Source organism: Xanthomonas codiaei (assembly GCF_002939785.1).
Lineage (GTDB): Bacteria > Pseudomonadota > Gammaproteobacteria > Xanthomonadales > Xanthomonadaceae > Xanthomonas > Xanthomonas codiaei.
Window position 1 is genome coordinate 61001 of record NZ_MDEC01000005.1, and the last position, 22684, is coordinate 83684.

Consider the following 22684-nt stretch of genomic DNA (forward strand, 5'->3'; position numbering starts at 1 on the left):
TCCGGACAGCATCGTGATGGTCAAGCGAGGTCTGCATGCTCGACGTCAGTATGTTCATGCGGCGGCCTCCACCGATTCCAGCGCGGTGATCGCGACCGATTCGCAGTCGTATACCTTCTCCAGTTGCAGGCGCAGCGTCTCTGGCGGGCGGCTGCTGTCCACGTCCAGTTGCAGGTGCCAGCGGCCGGACCCATCCGGTTGCGCGGCACCCTGGATGGCGCAGGGACGGAAGCCGCGTCGTTCGGTCATGCCGATCACGCGCACCAAGGCGCCCTCGGCCGGCTTCAGCACCAGATCAAGCCGGTAACGCATGGGTCGTCTCCTTGGCCGCGTGTGCGGGATTGCTGTCCAGCATGGTGCTGTTGGCATTGTTGGGCGGCACCAGCGGCCAGACGTTGGCGCGTGCATCGATGGCCACATGCAGCAGGCCGGGGCCGGGCTGGGCCAGCAGCTCGGCCAGCGCGGCGTCCACGTCGCCGCGCGCGATGATGCGCTTGGCCGGGATGCCGAATACCTGCGCCAGCGCCGCAAAATCCGGGTTGTCGGACAGATCGATCTCGCTGTAGCGCTCGGCAAAGAACAGCTCCTGCCACTGCCGCACCATGCCCAGCGAGCTGTTGTCCAGCAGCACGATCTTCACCGGCAGCTTGCAGCGCGCGATGGTCACCAGCTCCTGCACGTTCATCATGAAACTGCCGTCGCCGGAAACCAGCACCACGGTGCGGTCGGGGCAGGCGAACTGCGCGCCCATCGCGGCCGGCAGGCCGAAGCCCATGGTGCCGAGCGCGCCGCTGGTGAGGTGATTGCGCGGATCGTTGAAGCGGCAATGCTGGGCGACCCACATCTGATGCTGGCCCACATCGCAGGCAATGATGGTGTCGGCCGGGGCCACTTCGCTCAGGCGCTTCAACAGCGCCGGAGCGTAGATGTCGGTGCCGGGCGCGTCGTAGCGCGCACCGAATTTTTCGCGGTTGGCAAAACAGCGCGTGCGCCAGGCCTGGCAGTTGGTGCGTGCAGCGCTGAGTGCCTTCAGGCTGGTCGCCACATCGCCGGGCACCGCGACATCGGCGGTGCGCAGCTTGGAAATTTCGTAGGCGTCGGCATCCAGATGGATGACGCGCGCGAATGGTGCAAATTCGCTCAGCTTGCCGGTGGCACGGTCGTCGAAGCGTGCGCCCACCACCACCAGCAGATCGCATTCCTGGATGGCCATATTGGCCGCGCGGGTGCCGTGCATGCCCAGCATGCCCAGGTAATCCGGGTGGGCGTGCGGCAGGGCACCCAGGCCGCGCAAGGTCAGCGCGGTCGGGATGCCGGTGGCCTCGACGAAGCGACGGAACGCCTCCACCGCACCGGCCAGCGCGATCCCGCCACCGCCGTACACCACCGGGCGCTCGGCGCTGGCGATGACGGCCAACGCTTCAGCCAGTTTCGCGTCCGCCGGTGCCGGTGGCGGCAGCACCGCCGCTGGCACATGGTCCGGCAGATGCGAGGCGTCGGCGATCTGCACGTCCTTGGGCAGGTCGATCAACACCGGGCCCGGGCGTCCTTCGCGTGCAATACGAAACGCCTCGCGCACCATCTCCGGCAACTGGTCCACGCTGCGCACCAGGAAGCTGTGCTTGACGATCGGCATGGTCATGCCGAACACGTCCAGCTCCTGGAACGCATCGGTGCCCAGCAGCGGCGTGGCGACCTGGCCGGTCAGGCAGATCATCGGCACCGAGTCGAGCATCGCATCGGCGATGCCGGTGACCAGGTTGGAGGCGCCCGGGCCGGAGGTGGCCACGCACACGCCAACCCGGCCACTGGCACGGGCATAGCCGTTGGCGGCCAGGGCGGCACCCTGCTCGTGGCGGACCAGGATGTGCTTGAGCCTGGAATCCACCAGGGCGTCGTAGAACGGCATGATGGTGCCGCCCGGATAGCCGAACAGCGTTTCCACGCCTTCGGCTTCCAGGGCCTGCGTCAGCCAGCGCGCGCCGTTGCGGGGCGTGCTGTGTGCGGAGGTGTTCATGCGTTGCGGACCTTCGGTGTTAAGCGGTGGGGGATGCGGCGGCGTTATGCCGCTTGTTGGTTCGCTGGTGCGGCAGCGGCCTGCTGTTCGCCATTGAGCCATACCATCTTGGCGCGCAGCTTCTTGCCCACTTCTTCGATCGGGTGGTCCAGATCGGCCTGCTTGAACTTGTTGTAGTTCGGCAGACCTGCTTCGTATTCGGCGACCCAGTTCTTGGTGAAGGTGCCGTTCTGGATGTCGGTCAGCACGTCCTTCATGCGTGCCTTGGTGCTGGCGTCGATCACCCGCGGGCCGCTGACATAGTCGCCGTATTGTGCGGTTTCGGAAACGAATTCCAGCATGCGGGTGATGCCGCCTTCGTAGAACAGGTCCACGATCAACTTCAATTCGTGAAGGACTTCGTAGTACGCGATTTCCGGCTGGTAACCGGCCTCCACCAGCACCTCGAAGCCGGCCTGCACCAGCGAGGACGCACCGCCGCACAGCACCGCCTGCTCGCCGAACAGATCGGTCTCGGTCTCTTCCTTGAAAGTGGTCTTGATGATGTTGGCACGCGCCCCGCCCAGGCCGCCGGCATAGGTCAGCGCGAACTGCTCGGCCTTGCCGCTGATGTCCTGGTACACCGCATAGATGCACGGCACGCCACGGCCGATCTCGTATTCGCGACGCACCAGTGCGCCCGGGCCCTTGGGCGCCACCAACACCACGTCCAGATCGGCGCGTGGTTTGATCATGTCGAAGTGCACGTTCAGGCCGTGTGCGAACAGCAGGCAGGCGCCCTGCTTCATGTTCGGGGCGATGACGTCTTCATAGAGCTTCTTCTGCACCATGTCCGGGGTCAGGATCGCGACCAGGTCGGCGCTCTTCACTGCCTCGGCCGGCGCCACGACGGTGAAGCCGTCGGCCTGGGCCTTGGATTCGGTCGGGCCGCCGGGGCGCAGGCCGACGGTGACGTCGAAGCCGGAATCGCGCAGGTTCAGCGCATGCGCGCGGCCCTGGCTGCCGTAGCCGATGATCGCGATTTTCGGTTGGGTGTCGTTGCTCATGGAATGTCCTTGCGGGGTTGGCAGTGGAGATGGGTGGTGGATAAACGGATCAGCCGGCGGTGTGCGCACGGGCCGGCGGAGGAACGCGGGGATGGGCGATGGCACTGCACAGCCAGCCATTGGCGACCGCGCCTGGATGGGCGCCGGCGGACCGAGGTGTAGAGCGGGCAGTGCTGTCGTTCATGTCATTCGAAACTTTTGGTGGTCCCTGAAACGCGAAACCCCGCGCCGTTGCCGGTGCGGGGTCTGATCGAAGCCTTGTGTGTCTGTTGCCTACACGAAGTCTCGTCCCGCACCGGTTGGCGAGGTAATAAGTACGAGCACGAGAAGCGACGCTGCCGACGCGCCGAAGGGCGCGGACATCAGAGCGTTCGAGGTGGTGTGGCGGTGCGGCATGGACCTGAGATAACCATCGCCGCCGGTGAGGTGTCAACCCTTGCGGGTGAAACATCCTCGGGCCTGCCGCGCACAGCGTGCGAAGCCGCATGGCAGCAGCATGGTTACCGCTGAAACCGCATCGCCTGACGGTCGCCAGGGCCGACCTGGATCACCAACTGCGCGGGTTGATCGCAGCTCGCTGCGACGATACGGGGCCGCAAGCCGGGCCGCTGGTATGGTGCATCATCCACTGTCGTGTCCACGGGGAGTTGCCTGCACATGCGTCGCGTACCTGTCTTGTTGGTGTCTGCCCTGGCGCTGCTCGCGCCGCCCCTCGGCGCTGCCGACCGCATCACCGGGCAGCCGTTCGCCACCCGCTCGGAAGTGATCGCCCCGCATGCCATGGCCGCCACCTCGCAACCGCTGGCTACGCAGATCGCGCTGGACGTAATAAAGGACGGCGGCTCGGCGGTGGATGCGGCGATCGCCGCCAACGCGGCACTGGGCCTGATGGAGCCCACCGGCAACGGCGTGGGTGGGGATCTGTTCGCCATCGTCTGGGACCCCAAGACCAGCAAGCTCTACGGGTACAACGGCTCGGGCCGTTCGCCCAAGTCGCTGACCCTGGCAGAGTTCCAGCGCCGTGGGCTGAAAGACATTCCGCCGACCGGCCCGCTGCCGGTGTCGGTGCCAGGCGCGGTGGATGGCTGGTTTGCGCTGCACGGGCGCTTCGGCCGCAAGCCCATGGCGCAGAACCTGGCGCCGGCGATCCGTTATGCCCGCGAAGGGCACCCCGTTGCCGAAACGATTGCGTATTACTGGGACCGCTCGGTGCCGCGGCTATCGCAGTACCCCGGCTTCAAGGAACAGTTCACCATTGATGGCCATGCCCCGCGCAAGGGCGAGATGTGGAAGAACCCGAACCTGGCCAATACCTTGCAGCAGATCGCCGACGGCGGCCGCGAGGCGTTCTACAAGGGCGCGATCGCGCGCACCATCGGTGCCTACTTCAAGGCCAATGGCGGGTATCTGAGCTACGACGACATGGCCAGCCACCACGGCGAGTGGGTGGAGCCGGTCAGCACCAATTACCGCGGCTATGACGTGTGGGAACTGCCGCCCAATAGCCAGGGCATTGCCGCGCTGCAGATGCTCAACATCCTGGAGGGCTACGACTTTTCCAAGATCCCGTTCGGTTCGGCCGAGCACGTGCACCTGTTTACCGAAGCCAAGAAGCTGGCCTTTGCCGACCGTGCGCGCTTCTACGCCGACCCGGCGTTCCAGCCCGCGCCGCTGGCCAGGCTGGTGTCCAAGGAGTACGCGGCCCAGCGCCGGTCGCTGATCTCGATGGACAAGGCGCTGAAGGAAGTGCAGCCCGGCACGCCCAGGCAGCTGGAGGAGGGCGACACCATCTACATGACCGTGGCCGATGCCGACGGCATGATGGTGTCGCTGATCCAGTCCAATTACCGTGGCATGGGCAGCGGCATGGCGCCGCCCGGGCTGGGCTTCATCCTGCAGGACCGCGGCGAGATGTTCGTGCTGAAGAAGGACCACCCCAACGGCTATGCGCCGGGCAAGCGGCCGTTCCAGACCATCATTCCAGCCTTCGTCACCAAGGATGGCAAGCCGTGGCTGAGCTTCGGCGTGATGGGCGGGGCGATGCAGCCGCAGGGCCACGTGCAGATCGTGATGAACCTGGTGGACTTCCACATGAACCTGCAGGAGGCCGGCGATGCGCCGCGCATCCAGCACGAGGGGTCCACCGAGCCCACCGGCCAGGCCACCGCGATGAGCGATGGTGGCGAGGTCAATCTGGAAACCGGTTTTTCCTACGACACCATCCGCGCGCTGATGCGCAAGGGGCACCGGGTGATCTTTGCCGACGGCCCGTACGGCGGCTACCAGGCGATCGCGCGTGATGCGGCCAGCGGCGTCTATTACGGCGCGTCGGAAAGCCGCAAGGACGGGCAGGCGGCCGGCTACTGAGCGCGCCGCCACGGTCGAGTCTGTGGCTCAATTCCCGCTACGACGCGCCGCTAACGATAGCGATGGATCAGGACTTCCCCATGAACTCGATGCAACAGCCCGATGTGCCGTCGCAAACCCAGGCGGCCCTGCTTCCCGATGCACCGGTGGCCTTGCTGCGATTGTCGGCCGAGGCCTGCGTGGTGGCGTGCAATCGCGCCGGTCTGGATGTGCTGGGCAAGGCGCCCGGCGATCTGATCGGTGCACCGGCTGCGGTGCTGTGGGGCCTGAGTACGGCCGATCTGGTCGGCGATGAAGGTGTGTGGGCCGCGCCGGGCGACGATCCGGCCCGGCGTGTGCGCTATCTGCGCGACCGCGAGCATGGCGGCTGGATGTTGTCGCTGCCGCATGTGGAAACCGCGGTCCTGCTGCGCGAGGCCACCCGCCTGGCCGAAGACAGCCGCCCGGTACCGATCTCGCCGCTGTTGCAGCCCCTGGTCGCGCGCCTGCAGGCCGAGCACGAGGACCGCACCGTGCTGGAGCGCACCGCGCAGGCGCTGGCCGGCTGCGAACTGGAACTGCTGCTGCCGCCAGGCCTGGCCGACACCGAGATGGGCCGTCGGCTGCAGGCCGGGTTCGGCAATCTGGCTGAAGCGATCCGCCAGGCGGTGGCGCTGTCGGTGCAGATCGCCGCCGAGGTGCCGCCGCTGGTGGCTGAGAACGATGAGATGGTGCGCCAGTCGCAGGCGCAAACCGACGCCCTGGACGGGGCGCGCACCGCCGTGGAGCGGCTCTCGTCCAGCCTGCAGGACGTCAATGCCGAGCTGGCGCAGGTGATCGCGCTGGCCGCCAGTGCCGACGACAGCGCACGCCAGGGCGTGGCCGCGGCGCATGCGCTGGGCCAGGCCATGCACGAGGTGGAGCGCCGTGCCGCGCGCGCCGGCGAGGTCATCGAAGTCATCGATTCGGTCGCCTTCCAGACCAATATTCTCTCGATCAATGCCAGCATCGAGGCGGCGCATGCCGGTGAGGCCGGGCGCGGTTTCGCCGTGGTCGCCACCGAGATCCGCCGCCTGGCCGAACGCGCTGCCGCCGCCGCCCGCGACGTGCGCGCGATCCTGGCCGAAACCAGCGCCGCGGTGGGCGAGGGCGCGGCCTCTGCGCGCGGCACCGAAGCCGTGCTCGATGGCATCACCCGCGTGCTCGGCCAGGCCAGCGCCGCGATGACCACGGTAGCCGGGCGCATCCAGGCCCAGGACGGCGAGATTCGCGGCATCGAGCATGCGGTGGATGGCGTGGTCGCGCTGGGTCGCAGCAATCTGCAGCATGCCGCGCACGTGGCCGAACGCAGCGAAGCGCTGGAGCGCGGCACCGAAACCTTGCGCGATTGCGTGGGCCTGTTCCGCTTGCCGGCCGACCCGCTGCAGGTGCCGCGGCACGCCCGCGTCAAGGAGCTTGCCGTGGCCACGGCGGCCAAGATCGGCACGGCCCTGGCGCAGGCGATCGCGCGGGGCCAGATCGACGAGGCGTCGCTGTTCGCGCGGACCTATGCGCCGATCCCCGGCGTGGAGCCGGCCAAGTTCAGCACCGACTTCGACGCGCTCTGCGATCAGCTGCTTCCGCCGCTGCAGGAGCCGTTGCTGGAAGCGCATCCATGGATCGTGTTCGCGATCTGCGCCAATCCCGACGGCTACGTGCCCACCCACAACCTGCGCTTCACCCAGCCGCTGACCGGCGATGCCAAGCGCGACCTGGTCGGCAACCGCACCAAGCGCAAGTTCAGCGACCGCGTCGGCCGCAGCGTCGGCGCGCATACCGATCCGTATCGGCTGCAGGTCTATCGCCGCGACACCGGCCAGATCATGTTCGATCTGTCCGCGCCGATCTTCGTCGGCCGCAAGCACTGGGGCGGCCTGCGGGTGGGGTACACGCTGGAGTAAGCCTCGTGCGGGCGGGCATGGCACGCCCAGAGCGAGTAACTGCTGTCGGGCATTGACGACATTGTCGGCCCAGGGCTGCTCTCAGCGCTGCTGCAGACGCGAGCAGGCACGGCGCAGCGGCTTACAGACAGGAGTCCGATGCCGGCAATGGCGTTCCCAAGGCTGCGACTATCGTGCCGTGCGTGGATTCAGCGCAGTGGCGACTGGCCTGCCCAGAGTGCGCTGCAGACGCTGTCGACATCGAGCGTGTCATCCTGCAACACAGCCTCGACGAAAACTTCGCGCAACTGCTCGGGGGTCATGCCGGCGCGGAAATCGCGGGCGATGCGCGCATGGTTCGGCAGAGCGATGATGTTGGATTCCGGTGCGATCAGGTCAGCCTCGAACATGCCGACGAAATCGAAGGTGTGCGCGTCCTCGATCAGCGCACCCACGCGGGCGTTCCCGGTGCAGCCGAAGACGCGATCGCCGTAGGACAGGCCGACCAGGGTCTGGCAGTCCAGGTCGCCGAACACGTACAGCCCGCCATTGGCAATGACTGCGCGGGCGCGCAGGTCGCCGGCGACGATCAGGCTGGCAATATCGTTGACGAACAGGATGTCGCACTCGACGTTGCCCAGCACCACGAGCACGTCCTGCTCGATCTCCAGCGCGCCATCGATCCGCAGCGGGCCGTCGCAGCACTCCTCGCCTGCATGGAAGTGCAAATACTCCCAGTTCGGTGGGCAGCGCGCCTGCAACGCTGCGGCCTCGGCACCGGTCAATGGGCGGCGTGCGATTGTCGAGCGCATGGTCGGTGACATCCAGTCGGAAAGGCGGCGAAGCATGGTCTATCAGCATGAACGCGTCCAGCGTGGTTCCAGGAGACGCCCGTGTAAGCGTATGGCGATGACCGGCCGCTCCCCGCCCTACGCTCACTACCCAGACAGCGCACGGCGTCCCACGCATTCGCTTGCCCGTTTCACAAAAAAGTAACGGGTTGCGGCGATCGCTGGCTTGCAAAAAAAACCGCCGAAGGTCGGCGGCAGGGAGAGAGAGCAGTTTCTTGTCGTTATGCGGGCAGGCTAGCGAGGGGCGTGCCTTGAAGATATCGGTGTATGTCAGGGGCGCGGCATGTGTTCAGCTGTAGCGAGGCGGGCCGTGCGGGCGGCACGCACGGCCTGGCTGCATTGGCGCATGCCGCCTGTCTTGGCGATGTGGTTTAATCGCCGCCGAAGTGGGGGTACCGCGGCACCGTTGCGGTTGAGATAGTCCCTTCGAACCTGATCCGGCTCATACCGGCGTAGGGAAGCTTCGTTAGATGCGATGGTCCGTGCCTGCACGGGCGATCCGTGTTGAGCGCCGCCGCTTCGTCCGTACTGCGACTTTCTCGCAGAGCCAGCGCCATTGGTGCTGGTCCCCAGCACACAGGACGAATGCCATGAATGCCGCGCCTACCGTTTTGCAGCAACACGCCCAATCGCTGTCCGAGGCCGTGACCCGGCCGATTCCCGGTTCCCGCAAGATCTTTGTGTCCGGCTCGCGCGCCGATCTGCAGGTGCCGATGCGCGAGATCGTGCTGACCCGCACGCCCACCTTGTTCGGTGGCGAAGACAATCCGCCGCTCAGCGTCTACGACACCTCCGGGCCGTACACCGATCCGCAGGCGGCGATCGATCTTGCGGCCGGGCTTGCGCCATTGCGTGCGAACTGGATCGCCGAACGCGGCGACACCGTGGTGCTCGACCAACTCAGCTCCAGCTTCGGGCGCGCCCGCGAACACGATGCGCGGCTGGACGGGGTGCGCTTTTCAGCGCGGCGTCTGCCACGGGTGGCGCGCGCCGGCGCCAATGTCACCCAGATGCACTACGCACGTCGTGGCATCGTCACCCCGGAAATGGAGTTCGTGGCCATTCGCGAAAACCAGCGGCTGGAGGCGGTTGCCGATGAGGCACTGCGCAAGCAGCACCCCGGCGAGCCGTTCGGTGCGGCGATCCAGCAGCGCATCACGCCGGAGTTCGTGCGTGAGGAGATCGCGCGCGGCCGCGCGATCCTGCCGAACAACATCAACCATCCGGAAAGCGAGCCGATGATCATCGGGCGCAATTTCCTGACCAAGATCAACGCCAACATCGGCAATAGCGCGGTGTCCTCGGGCATTGCCGAAGAAGTCGAAAAGCTGGTGTGGTCGATCCGCTGGGGCGGCGATACGGTGATGGACCTGTCCACCGGCAAGCACATCCATGAGACGCGCGAATGGATCATCCGCAATTCGCCGGTGCCGATCGGAACGGTGCCGATCTATCAGGCGCTGGAGAAGGTCGATGGGCGCGCCGAGGCGCTGACCTGGGAGATCTTTCGCGACACCTTGATCGAGCAGGCCGAGCAGGGCGTGGACTATTTCACCATCCATGCCGGCGTGCTGCTGCGCTACGTGCCGCTGACCGCCCGGCGTGTCACCGGTATCGTGTCGCGCGGCGGATCGATCATGGCCAAGTGGTGCCTGGCACATCACAAGGAAAATTTTCTCTACACCCATTTCGAAGACATCTGCCAGATCATGAAGGCCTACGACGTGGCGTTCTCGCTGGGCGATGGGTTGCGCCCTGGCTGCATTGCCGATGCCAACGACGCCGCGCAATTCGGTGAGCTGGAAACCTTGGGCGAGTTGACCAAGCTGGCGTGGAAGCACGACGTGCAGACCATGATCGAGGGGCCGGGCCACGTGCCAATGCAGCTCATCAAGGAAAACATGGACAAGCAGCTGCGCGAATGCGGACAAGCGCCGTTCTACACCCTGGGGCCGTTGACCACCGACATCGCGCCCGGCTACGACCACATCACCAGTGCCATCGGTGCGGCGATGATCGCCTGGTATGGCACGGCGATGCTGTGTTACGTCACACCCAAGGAGCACCTGGGACTGCCCAACCGCCAGGACGTGCGCGACGGCATCATGGCCTACAAGATCGCCGCGCATGCCGCCGACCTGGCCAAGGGCCACCCCGGCGCGCAGGTACGCGACAACGCCCTGAGCAAGGCGCGTTTCGAATTCCGCTGGGACGACCAGTTCCACCTGGGCCTGGACCCTGAAAAGGCCAGGGAATTCCACGACGAAACCTTGCCCAGGGATGCGCACAAGCTGGCGCACTTCTGCTCGATGTGCGGTCCGCACTTCTGTTCGATGAAAATCACCCAGGACGTGCGCGATTACGCTGCCGAGCATGGCCTGGGCGAAGAGGGCGTGCTGGCGGCAGGGATGGAACAGAAGGCGGCGGAATTTCTGGACCAGGGCGCGCAGGTGTACCGCGTGTCGTAGCCCGGTCACTTGGTTGCACGGCAGCCTGCGTGACACGCGGGCTGCTTAGGAACAGTTCAGCAAATTTTTGTACAGATTCCAGCGGCTCCCGCAAGTGCCACACTGCAACCGATTTGCAAGCGGTTACAGATTTAAAGGCTTGCGGGCCGTCTAACTGAATCGCAGATAAAAAAATCGCGCCAGAAGGCGCGAAGGAAACATCGTGATTATTTGAATTCGTCGGCGAGAGAGAGAGAGCCTGACGTCACTGCCCGGCATAGGAAGCAACGGGCCATAGAGTAAAATTTGCACCAAATGGATGCATGACACAGTTGGTCGTCGTCCTTTGCTGAATTTGGCGCTTCGCATCCGGTGTGTTGCGTCTTCTGTGGTTCTTGCATGCCGATGCCTGTTCTTTGCCGATGAGTGTTCCTCCCGCTACTGCACTGTCCTCTGGCCGACTGCGTGTCGGGCAGTGCGTGGTCGACATTGCCTCGCGCGAGGTGCATGCGCCAGGCGGCAGGCGCGTGCTGCGGCTGGCGCCCAAATCCCTGGCGGTGTTGCTGACCCTGGCAAGGCAAGCTGGGCAGGTGGTCACGCGCGAACAACTCCTGGCCGAGGTCTGGCCCGACACCTTGCCCAGCAATGATGTCGTCACCCAGGCCGTTACGCAGTTGCGCAAGGCGCTGGGCAGCCAGGGCAGTCAGCGTTCGGACCATATCGAGACGATCGCCAAGTCCGGCTATCGCCTGATGGCGCCAGTGGCGTGGGACCTGCATGCCGAGTCTCCCCTGGTGCAGGTGCCACAAGCGCCCATGCCGCCCGGCGAGCCGCTGCCCGAGCACCCGGCGCCGCCCGCAATTCCGGCGATGCACGCCGGGTCGGATGCGGGCCAGCATGAGGCCGCGCAGCGTTTACCGGCGACAGCGAAAGCGCCGCATCGGCGCCGCTGGATGGCCTTGGCCGTTGCCAGCCTGGCGTTGCTGGTGGTGCTGGGGCTTGCGGCGCGCACGCTGTGGCTGCGACCGCAGGCGGCCGATACGGCTGCGTCGGCACCGGCGGTACCAGGCAGTCCCAAGCGGCCGTATCAGGTGATCACCGCAGGCGGCGGGTTCGATCTCACCCCCAGCCTGTCGCCCGATGGCGCGATGGTTGCCTATGCCTCGCTGACCGGCGATCGCGTGGGCACGTCGATCCTGGTCAAGACCACCGACAACGCCTATCCGCGTGTGCTGGAAACGCCTGCACCTGGCGTCTCCGATCGATTACCGGCCTGGTCGCCGGATGGGCGCAAAATCGCATTCTCGCGGCAGGCGCCGGATGGTAGCTGCAGAATCATGATCGCCGCGGCGGCCGGCGCTGCCGCCGCGCGCGAGGTGATGCGTTGCGATGGCAGCGACATGCTCAGTTTCAGCTGGACGCCCGACGGCCGCGCATTACTGTTCGGCAGCATGACCGGTGTGCAGGGCGTGGCGGGGATCCGGCGCCTGGACCTGGAAACCGGTCGGTGGCAGGGCCTGGCATACGACGCGCAGCCAACCGATTTCGACTATGCGCCACGCTATTCCCCGGACGGGCGCTGGATCGTGTTCCTGCGCAACCCCCAGCTCGGCGATCTCTGGCGGATTCCTGCACGCGGTGGCACCGCCGAACGCCTGACCCACGACAACGCCGACATCCGCGGCTGGAGCTGGTTGCCCGACGGCAGTGGCCTGATCTTCGGGCGCCGCGTCGACAGCGAAGCGCGGCTATACCGGCTCGATCTGGTCGACCGCAGCCTGCACGATCTGGGCGTGGACGACGCGCAAGCACCGGACGTGGCGCACGGCCACCTGGTATTTGTCCAGCGCAAGCCGCAATTCGGCGTGTATCAGGTCATCCACGATCCGATGAATGGTGGCTACATTCGACGCCGGCTGTTCGCGTCCAATGGGCGTGACGACCACCCGATGATTGCCCCGGATGGGCGCCAACTCATCTTCGCTTCCAACCGCTCCGGGACTTACGGCCTGTGGTGGGGCGATGTCACCAAACCGGCGTCGGTGCGCTTGATCGAAGGGATACGGCCGGACGCGCGGCAGGCGGCGGATTGGTCGGCCGACTCGCGGAAGGTGCTGGTCAGCGGCAGCGATGCGGAGGGACACGCAGCGCTGTTCGAAGTGACTTCGGCCACCGGCAGGGCGGTGCGCCTGCCGGTGCCGCAGGCACGGCCGCTGCAGGCCATCCATCTGCCCGATCCCGACCGGATGCTGGTTGTTGCCGCCGACGACGGCGGGCATACCTTCGCCACGCTCTACGACCGGCGCAGCCGGCCCTGGCGTGCGCTGGCCACCCTGCAGGATGTCTCGCAACTGCGCCTGGACCGCGGCAGCGGGCAGGTCTTGTTCACGCATCTCAGTGGCGCCGGGCTGTGGCAGATCGCACCGACGCTGGCCGCAGACAGCGTGCGGCCGGTGGATCCGCAGCAGCCATCGCGTTGGCGGTATCGCAGTTGGTCGCCGGGCGCGGACGGCCGGTTGCATTACCTGTCGTCCACCGATAGTTGTGCGGCCTACGACAGCGAGCTGCGCGGCGGGCGAGCGCAGTGCCTGGACGTGGACAAATTCACCACCATCAACGGATTCAGCGTGGATCCGCGCAGCGATGCGATGTACGTGGCGCTGGCGCAGGAAGACGGCAGCGCGATCGCCTACATGGCGCTGCCGGAACGGTCGTCGTTCGCCCCCGGCCTTGTCTCCAGCCTATTGATACTACTGAGGAAAATGACCTCGTAAGTTCTTCGGAAAGGTTTCGTGGCGATTTCGGCACAGTTTCGTCAGAACTTCCTGACCCGCGCCAGATTCGGCAAAACACTACGCCCTCTTTCGTACATGGGGCTGCCAACATGCAACAGGTCATCACTGCCGATCGCGGTCTCGCATTGTCTCTGGACAATGCCAGCGAATCGACCTCGACCACGTGTCTGGCCGTCTCGCGCCTTGGCAGCATCCGCACCGCATCTGCGACATTCACACTGTGGGTGCAATTGCGTGGACGCGCGTGGGTGGAATCCAAGGAAGGGCGTTTCCGCCTGCGCGCCGGCGACTGGATCGCCTTCGACAAGGATTCGCATCCCACCGTGCAGGCCGACCGCAGTGCGCTCTGCGTCGGCGTCAGTCTCGATGGCGATAGCCTGCAGTCGCTGGCCGAGCTGACCGACGCCACGCTGTATCCGGGTCGCAGCCAGTTGTCGCGCAGCGATCTGCGCATCGCCTTGCGGCTGTGGCGTAACGCAGCAGTGCAGAGCGGTAGCGCCTCGGCTCGCCCGCTGTTGCTGCATCTGGCAGCGATGCAGCGCGACTTCATCGAGCAGGAGCAACGTTGCCCGGGCCGCTCACGCAGCCGCCGCCGACAGGTATTCGGCCGCATGCAGCGCGCCCGACTGTATCTGGAAGGCAACAGCGACCGCGTCGTGCGCATCAGCGAACTGGCGCAGCTGACCAACTTCTCCAGCTGGTATGTCTCCAAGACGTTTCAGAGCCTGTACGAGGAGAGCCCGCAGGCATTGTCGGCGCGCCTGCGGCTGGAGCGCGCCTCCGATCTGTTGCGAGACACCTCGATGATGATCGGTGAGGTGGCCGCCGCCAGCGGCTTCGATAATTGCTGCAGTTTCGCGCGTGCGTTTCGCGCGCGCTTCGGGGTTTCCGCATCGCACTACCGCGACCAGGCGGCCAATTCGCCAGATTCGGCAAAGCCACGTAGCGTGACGCGCAAAGCGACGGCGTTCACGCAATCGTAATTTGCACAGGGGCGCTTAACGCGCCACTAACGAACCCTGGAGAGATTGATGAACCTTCGCACCTCCGCAGTGCGGCTGGGCCTGTTGCCCGCCGGTATTGCGATCGCGTTGACGCCGGCTTTTGCCGCCAATGCACAAGAGCAGTCCGCCCCGTCGACCACGACCCTGGACCGCATCGAAATCACCGGCTCGCGCATCCGCTCGGTCGACGTGGAAACCGCACAGCCGGTGTTCACCGTCACTCAGCAGGACATCCAGAAGTCCGGCCTGGTCAGCGTTGGCGACATCCTCCAGAACCTGTCGATCGCCGGCACGCAGACCTACAGCAAGGCTGCCGTGCTGACCTCCGATCCGGAGCAGGGCGGCCAGTACGTCAATCTCTACAACTTGAACGAGAACCGTACCCTGGTGCTGGTGAACGGCAAGCGTTGGACCAGCAGCCTGAATGGCCTGACCGACATGTCCACCATCCCGAGCTCGCTGATCGAGCGCATCGAAGTCCTGAAGGACGGCGCCTCGGCGATCTACGGCTCCGACGCCGTGGCCGGTGTGGTCAACATCATCCTGCGCCAGAACTACGACGGTGCCGAGGCCTCGGCCTACTTCGGCCAGAACGGTCGCGGCGACGGTTCCAAGGAGCAGTACTCCTTCACCGCCGGTACCACCACCGACCGCGCCTCGCTGGTGTTCGGTGCCAACTACACCAACGAAGATCCGGTGTGGGCCAAGGACCGTGCGCTGACCCGTTACTCGGCCGGTCCGAACCATATCGAAGACAGCCTGAGCGCGACCGGCCCGTGGGGTCGTTTCACCTCCAACGGCGAAACCTACATCCTCAACCACACCGGTTCGTTCGATGGCCGTGGCGTGGGCGCCGATTCGCGCAATCTCGCCAACTACCATAACGAGATCACCACCGACGACTACTACAACTCCGTCGACCAGATGATGTTGCAGCAGTCCAGCCGCAACAAGTCGATCTTCACCACCGGCAGCTACAACTTCACCGACAGCCTGACCTTCAAGTCGACCGCGATGTACTCCGAGCGCGACTCGAACCGTCAGATCGCCGGCTACCCGCTGCAGGCCGCCTCGCAGCCGCAGTTCCCGGTCGCCATCAGTGGCAGCAGCTACTACAACCCGGTCGGCCAGGACATCACCAGCTGGTTCCGCCGCACTGTCGAGTTGCCGCGCACCACCGAAAGCAACGTCAAGACCCTGCATTTCGATGCAGCGCTGGAAGGCGTGTTCGACGTCGGCAGCCACGGCTGGAACTGGGACGTGGGCTTCAACTACAACAAGTACGACGTGACGCAGGTCTCGCGCGGCAATATCAACCTGCTGGCATTGCAGAAGGCGCTGGGTCCGTCGTTCCTCAATGCGCAGGGTCAGGTGCAGTGCGGTACCGCGGCGGCTCCGATCGCGCTGGGCACCAGCAACGCGCTGGGCCAGTGCACCCCGTTCAACATCCTGGGCGGCCCCTCGGCGTCCACCCCGAACGCGCTGCAGTACATCAATGCGCTGACGCAGTCCACGCAGCAGAGTCTGAGCAAGCAGTGGACCGCCAACATCACCGGTGGCCTGTTCGATCTGCCGGCCGGCGAGCTGGGCTTCGCTGCGGGCGTCGAGCACCGCGAAGTCAGCGGTTACGACTATCCGGATCAGCTGTCCAGCGCCGGTTACACCACCGACCTGGCGGCACAGGCCACCGAAGGTCGCTACCAGACCAACGAAGCCTACCTGGAGCTGTTGATTCCGGTGTTGAAGGATCTGCCGGGCGCCAAGGAACTGTCGTTCGACGTGGCCGCACGCTACAGCAACTGCAGCCGCTTCGGCGACACCACCAACAGCAAGTTCAGCTTCACCTGGAAGCCGATCGACGACCTGCTGGTGCGTGGTACCTACGGCACCGGTTTCCGTGCGCCGACGCTGTCTGACACCTTCGGTGGCGGCTCGCAGACCTTCGATACCTTCACCGATCCGTGCGACGCCACCTTCGGTTCGCTGGGCAATGCAGGCGTGGCAGCACGCTGCGCCAGCGAAGGCCTGGCGGCCGGTTACCGCCAGACCGACAGCGCGGGCAACCCGGTGACGCGTCGCGACGTGCAGGGCAACGCGCCGTTCAATTCGGGCGTGGGCAACGCCGAGCTCGAGCCGGAAAACAGCATCACCCGCACCGTGGGCATGGTGTACAGCCCGCATTGGGTGCAGGGCCTGGACTTCTCGCTGGACTGGTACCGCATTTCGATCTCCAACATCATCACCGCGCTGTCGGCCAATGATGTGTTGAACAACTGCTACCTCAACAGCCTGGCCAGCTACTGCGCCGACTACGGTCGCGACCCGATCACCGGCCAGGTCACCACGCTGAGCCGCGGTAACGTCAACCTGGGTCGTCTGGAAACCGAAGGCTACAACTTCGGCGTGCGTTACCGCATGCCGGAAACCGCCTACGGCAAGTTCGCCGTCAACCTGGATACCAACTACCTGGCGACCTACAAGTCGCAGGCAGAGTCGGATGCGGATTGGGCCAACTACGCCGGCTACTGGAACTTCCCGCGCGTGCGTGCCACCTTGGGCCTGGACTGGTCGCTGGGTGCGTTGTCGGCCAACTGGAACCTGCGCTACTACGGCGGTTTCCGCGATTACTGCTGGGATGCCTCGGCAGGGATCGAGTGCAACAACCCGAACTACCAGACGCCGAATCCGGGTTGGGGCGGCGGTACCGGTTCCAACAAGAAGGGCTCGATCTCCTACCAGGACGTCTCGGTCACCTGGCAGGCTCCGTGGGATGGCAGCGTGACCGTCGGCGCCCGTAACATCTGGAACAAGCAGCCGCCGGTGACCTACTCGATCACCAACAGCAGCACCGCGGCCATCGATCCGATGCTGGATTACGACCGCTTCCTGTTCGTGCAGTACAACCAGCGCTTCTGATCATCGAAGCGACGTGAAAGAAGAAGCGGGCCGAAAGGCCCGCTTTTTTTATGTCCGTGTTCGACTGCGTTCAAGGTGTGGTGGTGCGTGCCAGTCGCGCGGCTGCCGTGTGGCGCCGAGGGCTGGCGCGCCCCGGGACCGCCTGGACGCGCTGCAACCGGAGCCGGGGCATGCCACAACATTCCCTGCGCGCGTGCGGTCCACCACTCTTCAACGACAGGGGCTTGCGTTTCCGTGTCGCAACCTCGGCCTGGCTTGGAACGCAGCTGTTTCGGGTCTGGATCCTCCTTGACGGATAGCGCGTTGCGCGGCGGCTGAAGTCACCGCTCGGCAGTGACCCCGAGTGCCCATCCCGCGCGCGTCATCCCGCAGCGAAGGACCAAAAAAAAGGCGCGATCCCATCGCGCCTTCTCGCTACTTGCATCGCTGCCCTGGGCGGTCGCCACTCATGCCTCGGCAAGGCCAAGCAAGGTATCGGCCTGTTCGCGCCAGGTGGGCAGGCGGGAGATCACGCCGACCTTGGACAAATACTCCTCGTCCACGGTTTCGCCACTGGCCAGCGCCGTGGCCACATGCACCGCGCCGGTCACCCAGAAGCTGCGCAGGCTGGAACGTTGCGGGTGACGATGGAAGGCCACCGCTTCGATGATCGGCATCGGCAGGCCCCACAGGCCAAGCAGGTAGGCGCCGGCTTCGGTATGACCCAGGCGCTCGTCGCCGCCTTCCGGCAGCGGTTCGCGCTCGTCGCGCACGCCGGGCAGCAGCAGGCCGATATCGGCCAGCAGCGCGGCGGTGGAACCCAGCTCCGCGCTGGTCGGTGGCAATACCTTGGCCGCCAGGCGCGAGGAGAGCAGGGCGCGGCGCTGCATCGCGCTGCGCTCGGCGGGGGTCAGGGTCTGCACCGAGAACACTTCGCTTGCCAGTACCAGGTCGCGCAGCGTCGCCACGCCCAGGCGGGTCACCGCCGTGCGCAGGTCGGTGATGCTGCGCCCGCCGGAAAAGAACGCCGAGTTGCACAGCTGCAGCACCTTGGCCGCAATCGCCGGATCGCCGGCAATGAGCTTGGCGATGTCGGCCGCATCGGCGCCATCGTCTTCTTCCAGTGCATGCATCAGGCTCAGATACAGATGCGGCGGCGACGGCAGCTTTTCGATCCGCCCGATGGCCGCGCGCAGGCGCGGGTTGCCGAGCAGGTCGCGCAGCTCTTCCAGGCTGGTGACGGCCTCGAGCAGGACTTCCGGCGCCAGCGGCATCGGCAGGAAGCGATGGGCCACGCCGATGATGCGGGCCGGCGGCGTGCGCTGGCCATCCTGGGCATCGATCAGCGCAATCCGGATCGTATCCGGGCGCAAGGTGCGGATCTGCCCCAGCAAGGTGGCGGCAGTCAGGTCGGGCAGGATCGGTGCAACGATGACCGCGTCGAACGGCGACAGCGCGGCAGCTTCGATCGCCGAATTTCCATCGGCCACCTGCTGCGCCTGCCATTGGTCGCCGAGATCGGAGACGTAATCGACCAGGTCGGACGGCAGGCTGGCTTCGTCCCCAACAAACAGAATACGCAAGACACTTCCCCAGAAGTCACCGGCGGCAAGGCGCCGGCCAAACGCAGTCCGGCAATGTACCCAATCTGCGGGCAGCGGTCACCGGGATCACGGCAAAAGCGTGATCCCGGTCGCTCCGTGCTCACGGAGCCAAGGTGACGGCCAACGGCTCAGGGCACGTCGGAATTATAGCGTTCCACCGATTCGACCAGGATGCGCTTGGCCTCGGCCGCGCCGCCCCAGCCGTCCAGCTTGACCCACTTGCCCTTCTCCAGGTCCTTGTAATGCTCGAAGAAATGGCCGATGCGCTCCAGCCAGTGGCTGGACACCTGGTCGATATCTTCGATATGCGCATAGCCGGAGAAGATCTTCTCGATCGGCACCGCCAGGATCTTTTCGTCGCCGCCGGCCTCGTCGCTCATGCGCAGCACGCCGACCGGACGGCAGCGCACCACCGAGCCCGGGACCAGCGGCAGCGGCAGCACCACCAGCACGTCCGCCGGATCGCCGTCGCCGCACAGGGTGTTGGGCACATAGCCGTAATTGCAGGGGTAGCGCATCGGGGTCGACAGGATCCGGTCGACGAAGATCGCGCCGCTGGCCTTGTCCACTTCGTACTTGACCGGCTCGGAATCCTTGGGGATTTCGATGACGACATTGATTTCTTCCGGCAGATTCTTGCCAGAGGTGACCAGTTCAAGACCCATGCGCGTAGCTCCGAGGCGTCAGCAGTGTGTGGAGCGCGATTCTACGCGTTCGGCTGTTGCGCTGCAGCGACACTGAATAGGCACCGTTCTGACGCCCGCATGCGGCATAGCCTGCATTCATCACAGGGAAGGCCCCGATCCCTGCAGACCGGCCCTGCGGCGCACGCTGCAGGCTCATCCACCGCTCGGGAACCACCATGCTCAGGACCACGCGCCTGCTCGTCGTACTGCTGTTTTCGCTCTGCGCCCATGCCGCCGCTGCGGCAACGCCACCACCGACCTACGTCGACGCCGTGGACTGGCCGTCCAATGGGGAGGGCTGGGAGGCCTTCATCGATCTGGAGCAACGGCTGGACCGTGATTTCGACAACATCTGCGGCGACACTTTCTGCGGTGGCGAATTCAGCGACTACCAGCCGCTGCGCTTTCGCTGCTCGGTGCATCGCCTCACCGGCGTGGTGCGCAGCTGCATCTGGACCTTCGGCGCCAGCGAGGTCGGCGTCGATCCCCGCAGCGGCTACCTGCGCTCCGACAGCCGGGTCTGGCGCTGCACCGCGCCCGTGAAGGCTGGAACCCGCCTGGACGAGATGTATCGCGTGCTTGCGGTGACCAATCCGCTGTTCGAACCGCTGCCGGGCGGTGCGCCGCCGATCTACGACGGCCTGATCGGTTGCCTGTGATGGCGCCGAGGCGAGCCGCCCAGGTTGCGGGCCGATGGTCCGCTCGACACGGTCGGCACCATCCATCGCAGGCGAGTACGTCGCTTGCAGCACCGCATGCGACGGCGGCCATCCGGTCACGGCGCAGGATGGTGAAGCCGGCCGCATGGCAGCGGCCGGGGACGGCTCGCTGCCCCGTACTGAGCCAGATTCTCGACCTGGCGACCATGCCCGGCCGGGCTGGCCCGCACTGCGAACTGCCAGCGAAGCCCAGGCGCATGGCACGCTTCGCTCAGAGCAAGGGCACCAGCAACAGCGCCACGATGTTGATGATCTTGATCAACGGGTTGATGGCCGGCCCTGCGGTGTCCTTGTACGGGTCGCCCACGGTGTCGCCCGTGATCGCCGCCTTGTGCGCTTCGCTGCCCTTGCCGCCGAAGTGACCATCCTCGATGTATTTCTTGGCGTTGTCCCAGGCACCGCCGCCGGTGGTCATGGAAATGGCCAGGAACAAGCCGGTGACGATCGTGCCGATCAGCAGGCCGCCGAGCGCGCGCGGCCCCAGCAACAGACCCACCACGATCGGTACCACCACCGGCAACAACGAGGGCACGATCATTTCGCCGATCGCCGAGCGGGTCAGCATGTCGACCGCACGGTCGTATTGCGGCTTGGCGGTGCCGGCCATGATGCCGGGAATCTCGCGGAACTGACGGCGGACTTCCTCCACCACCGCGCCCGCCGCGCGGCCCACGGCCTCCATCGCCATGGCGCCGAACAGGTAGGGAATCAGGCCGCCGATCAGCAGGCCGATGATGACCGTGTGGTCGGACAGGTCGAAGGCGAAGACCTCGTTCGGATTGGCGGCCTGCAGGTTGTGGGTGTAGTCGGCGAACAGCACCAGCGCGGCAAGCGCCGCCGATCCGATCGCATAGCCCTTGGTCACCGCCTTGGTGGTGTTGCCTACCGCATCCAGCGGATCGGTGATGTTGCGCACTTCCGGCGGCAGCTCGGCCATTTCGGCGATGCCGCCGGCGTTGTCGGTGATGGGGCCGTAGGCATCCAGCGCCACGATCATGCCGGCCATCGACAGCATGGCGGTGGCTGCGATGGCGATCCCGTACAAACCGCCGAAGTGGAACGCGGCCCAGATCGCCGCACATACGGCGATCACCGGCAGTGCGGTGGACTTCATCGAAATGCCCAGGCCGGCAATGATGTTGGTGCCGTGGCCGGTGGTGCTGGCCGATGCCACGTGCTGCACGGGCCTGTACTGGGTTCCGGTGTAGTACTCGGTGATCCACACGATCAGCCCGGTGAGGACCAACCCGATCAAGGCGCACACGTACAACGAGGTGGCGCCATGGCTGTTGTCGCGCATCAGCGCCTGGGTGATCGGCCAATACGCCAGCGCGGCCAGGACGCCGGAGACGATCACGCCCTTGTAGAGCGCTCCCATGATCGAGCCACCCGCCTTCACCTTGACGAAGGCCGCGCCGACGATCGACGCGATGATCGATACCCCGCCAAGCACCAGCGGATACAGCACCGCATGCGGCCCGGTCTCGGCCAGGGCCAGGCTGCCGAGCAGCATCGTGGCGATCACGGTGACCGCATAGGTCTCGAACAGGTCCGCTGCCATGCCGGCGCAGTCGCCCACGTTGTCGCCCACGTTATCGGCGATCACCGCCGGGTTGCGCGGGTCGTCTTCGGGGATGCCGGCCTCCACCTTGCCCACCAGGTCCGCGCCCACGTCCGCGCCCTTGGTGAAAATACCGCCACCCAGGCGCGCGAAGATCGAAATCAGCGATGACCCGAACGCCAGCCCGACCAGGGCGTGCAGGTTCTGCTCCAACGGCAGTCCCAGGTGCTGCAGCACGGCGTAATAGCCGGCCACACCGAGCAGGCCCAGGCCCACCACCAGCATGCCGGTGATCGCGCCACCGCGAAACGCCACATCCATCGCCTTGCCGATCCCGTCGCGTGCGGCCTCGGCGGTGCGCACGTTGGCGCGCACCGAGACATTCATGCCGATGTAGCCGGCCAGCCCGGACAGCACCGCACCCAGGGCGAAACCGATCGCGGTGTACCAGCTCAGGAACAGCCCGACCAGCACGAACAGCACGCCGCCGGCGATCGAGATCGTGAGGTATTGCCGGTTGAGATAGGCGCGTGCGCCTTCCTGGATCGCAGCGGCGATCTCCTGCATGCGGGCATTGCCGCTTGGCTGCGCCACCACCCAGCGCGCCGACACGATTCCGTAGACGATTGCCAGGACCGCACATCCCAGCGCAAGCGATAACCCGTAATGTTCCAGCATGACCCCTCCCAGAGAATGGATGTCATCCGGTCGGGATGAACCAGGGGGGCGATGCACGACGAGTAGACGGCGAATACGAACTCGACGGCCGCAAGGGCCACAATGCGCGTCGCGAT

14 protein-coding genes and 1 riboswitch are annotated in these 22684 nt (G+C 65.8%); of the genes, 7 read left to right on the top strand and 7 right to left on the bottom strand.

Translation table 11 applies throughout. From position 1 onward, the window contains the following. Positions 1-54 precede the first annotated feature (54 nt). The 3 genes from XcodCFBP4690_RS05090 to ilvC are packed head-to-tail and all read right to left on the bottom strand — an operon-like array spanning position 55 to position 3063. The gene (locus tag XcodCFBP4690_RS05090) at positions 55-312 is read right to left on the bottom strand and encodes an ACT domain-containing protein (protein ID WP_064510438.1); all 258 of its coding nucleotides are present in this window, start codon (positions 310-312) and stop codon (positions 55-57) included. After that, the gene (ilvG, locus tag XcodCFBP4690_RS05095; RefSeq protein ID WP_104539928.1) at positions 296-2017 is read right to left on the bottom strand and encodes an acetolactate synthase 2 catalytic subunit; all 1722 of its coding nucleotides are present in this window, start codon (positions 2015-2017) and stop codon (positions 296-298) included. Before ilvG ends, XcodCFBP4690_RS05090 begins: the two co-directional genes overlap by 17 nt. Positions 2018-2061: 44 nt before the next feature. After that, a complete protein-coding gene (gene ilvC / locus XcodCFBP4690_RS05100; protein ID WP_104539929.1) occupies positions 2062-3063 on the bottom strand; it encodes a ketol-acid reductoisomerase in 1002 nt (333 codons plus the stop codon). A gap of 657 nt (positions 3064-3720) precedes the next feature. Here ilvC and ggt point away from each other — a divergent pair. Continuing rightward, complete coding sequence (gene ggt, locus XcodCFBP4690_RS05105; RefSeq protein ID WP_104539930.1) at positions 3721-5430, top strand: gamma-glutamyltransferase; 1710 nt, start codon at positions 3721-3723, stop codon at positions 5428-5430. Positions 5431-5492: 62 nt separating this feature from the next. Continuing rightward, positions 5493-7349: a methyl-accepting chemotaxis protein gene (locus XcodCFBP4690_RS05110; protein ID WP_208622692.1), complete on the top strand. Its 1857-nt coding sequence runs from the start codon at positions 5493-5495 to the stop codon at positions 7347-7349. A 188-nt stretch (positions 7350-7537) separates the two neighbouring features. Here the strand turns inward: XcodCFBP4690_RS05110 and XcodCFBP4690_RS05115 are convergent, their stop codons facing one another. Then, positions 7538-7981: a hypothetical protein gene (locus XcodCFBP4690_RS05115; RefSeq protein WP_146091840.1), complete on the bottom strand. Its 444-nt coding sequence runs from the start codon at positions 7979-7981 to the stop codon at positions 7538-7540. A 576-nt stretch (positions 7982-8557) separates the two neighbouring features. Then, positions 8558-8656, top strand: a riboswitch (TPP riboswitch). A 113-nt stretch (positions 8657-8769) separates the two neighbouring features. On the opposite strand from XcodCFBP4690_RS05115, the gene thiC reads away from it, so the two are divergent. The 4 genes from thiC (at position 8770) to XcodCFBP4690_RS05135 (ending at position 17341) form a co-directional block, all read left to right on the top strand. Further along, positions 8770-10647: a phosphomethylpyrimidine synthase ThiC gene (gene thiC / locus XcodCFBP4690_RS05120; protein WP_104539932.1), complete on the top strand. Its 1878-nt coding sequence runs from the start codon at positions 8770-8772 to the stop codon at positions 10645-10647. 425 nt (positions 10648-11072) lie between these two features. Then, on the top strand, positions 11073-13400 hold the full coding sequence (locus XcodCFBP4690_RS05125; RefSeq protein ID WP_104540051.1) for a winged helix-turn-helix domain-containing protein: 2328 nt from the start codon (positions 11073-11075) through the stop codon (positions 13398-13400). Between the two features lie 110 nt (positions 13401-13510). After that, positions 13511-14404 (top strand): helix-turn-helix domain-containing protein, encoded by an 894-nt coding sequence (locus tag XcodCFBP4690_RS05130; protein ID WP_104539933.1) that lies wholly within the window; start codon positions 13511-13513, stop codon positions 14402-14404. Positions 14405-14452: 48 nt separating this feature from the next. Next, positions 14453-17341 (top strand): TonB-dependent receptor plug domain-containing protein, encoded by a 2889-nt coding sequence (locus XcodCFBP4690_RS05135; RefSeq protein ID WP_167394477.1) that lies wholly within the window; start codon positions 14453-14455, stop codon positions 17339-17341. A gap of 446 nt (positions 17342-17787) precedes the next feature. Here the strand turns inward: XcodCFBP4690_RS05135 and XcodCFBP4690_RS05140 are convergent, their stop codons facing one another. Both XcodCFBP4690_RS05140 and ppa read right to left on the bottom strand, forming a co-directional pair. Then, positions 17788-18903 (bottom strand): HDOD domain-containing protein, encoded by a 1116-nt coding sequence (locus XcodCFBP4690_RS05140; RefSeq protein ID WP_104539935.1) that lies wholly within the window; start codon positions 18901-18903, stop codon positions 17788-17790. Between the two features lie 149 nt (positions 18904-19052). Beyond that, positions 19053-19589 (bottom strand): inorganic diphosphatase, encoded by a 537-nt coding sequence (gene ppa, locus XcodCFBP4690_RS05145; RefSeq protein ID WP_104539936.1) that lies wholly within the window; start codon positions 19587-19589, stop codon positions 19053-19055. Positions 19590-19786: 197 nt separating this feature from the next. Between ppa and XcodCFBP4690_RS05150 the strand changes: the two genes are divergently transcribed. Beyond that, positions 19787-20269 (top strand): hypothetical protein, encoded by a 483-nt coding sequence (locus XcodCFBP4690_RS05150; protein ID WP_104539937.1) that lies wholly within the window; start codon positions 19787-19789, stop codon positions 20267-20269. Positions 20270-20540: 271 nt separating this feature from the next. On the opposite strand, the gene XcodCFBP4690_RS05155 is transcribed toward XcodCFBP4690_RS05150, so the two are convergent. Continuing rightward, entirely contained in the window at positions 20541-22568 is a 2028-nt protein-coding gene (locus tag XcodCFBP4690_RS05155) for a sodium-translocating pyrophosphatase (RefSeq protein WP_104539938.1), read from the bottom strand. Positions 22569-22684: the final 116 nt, after the last annotated feature.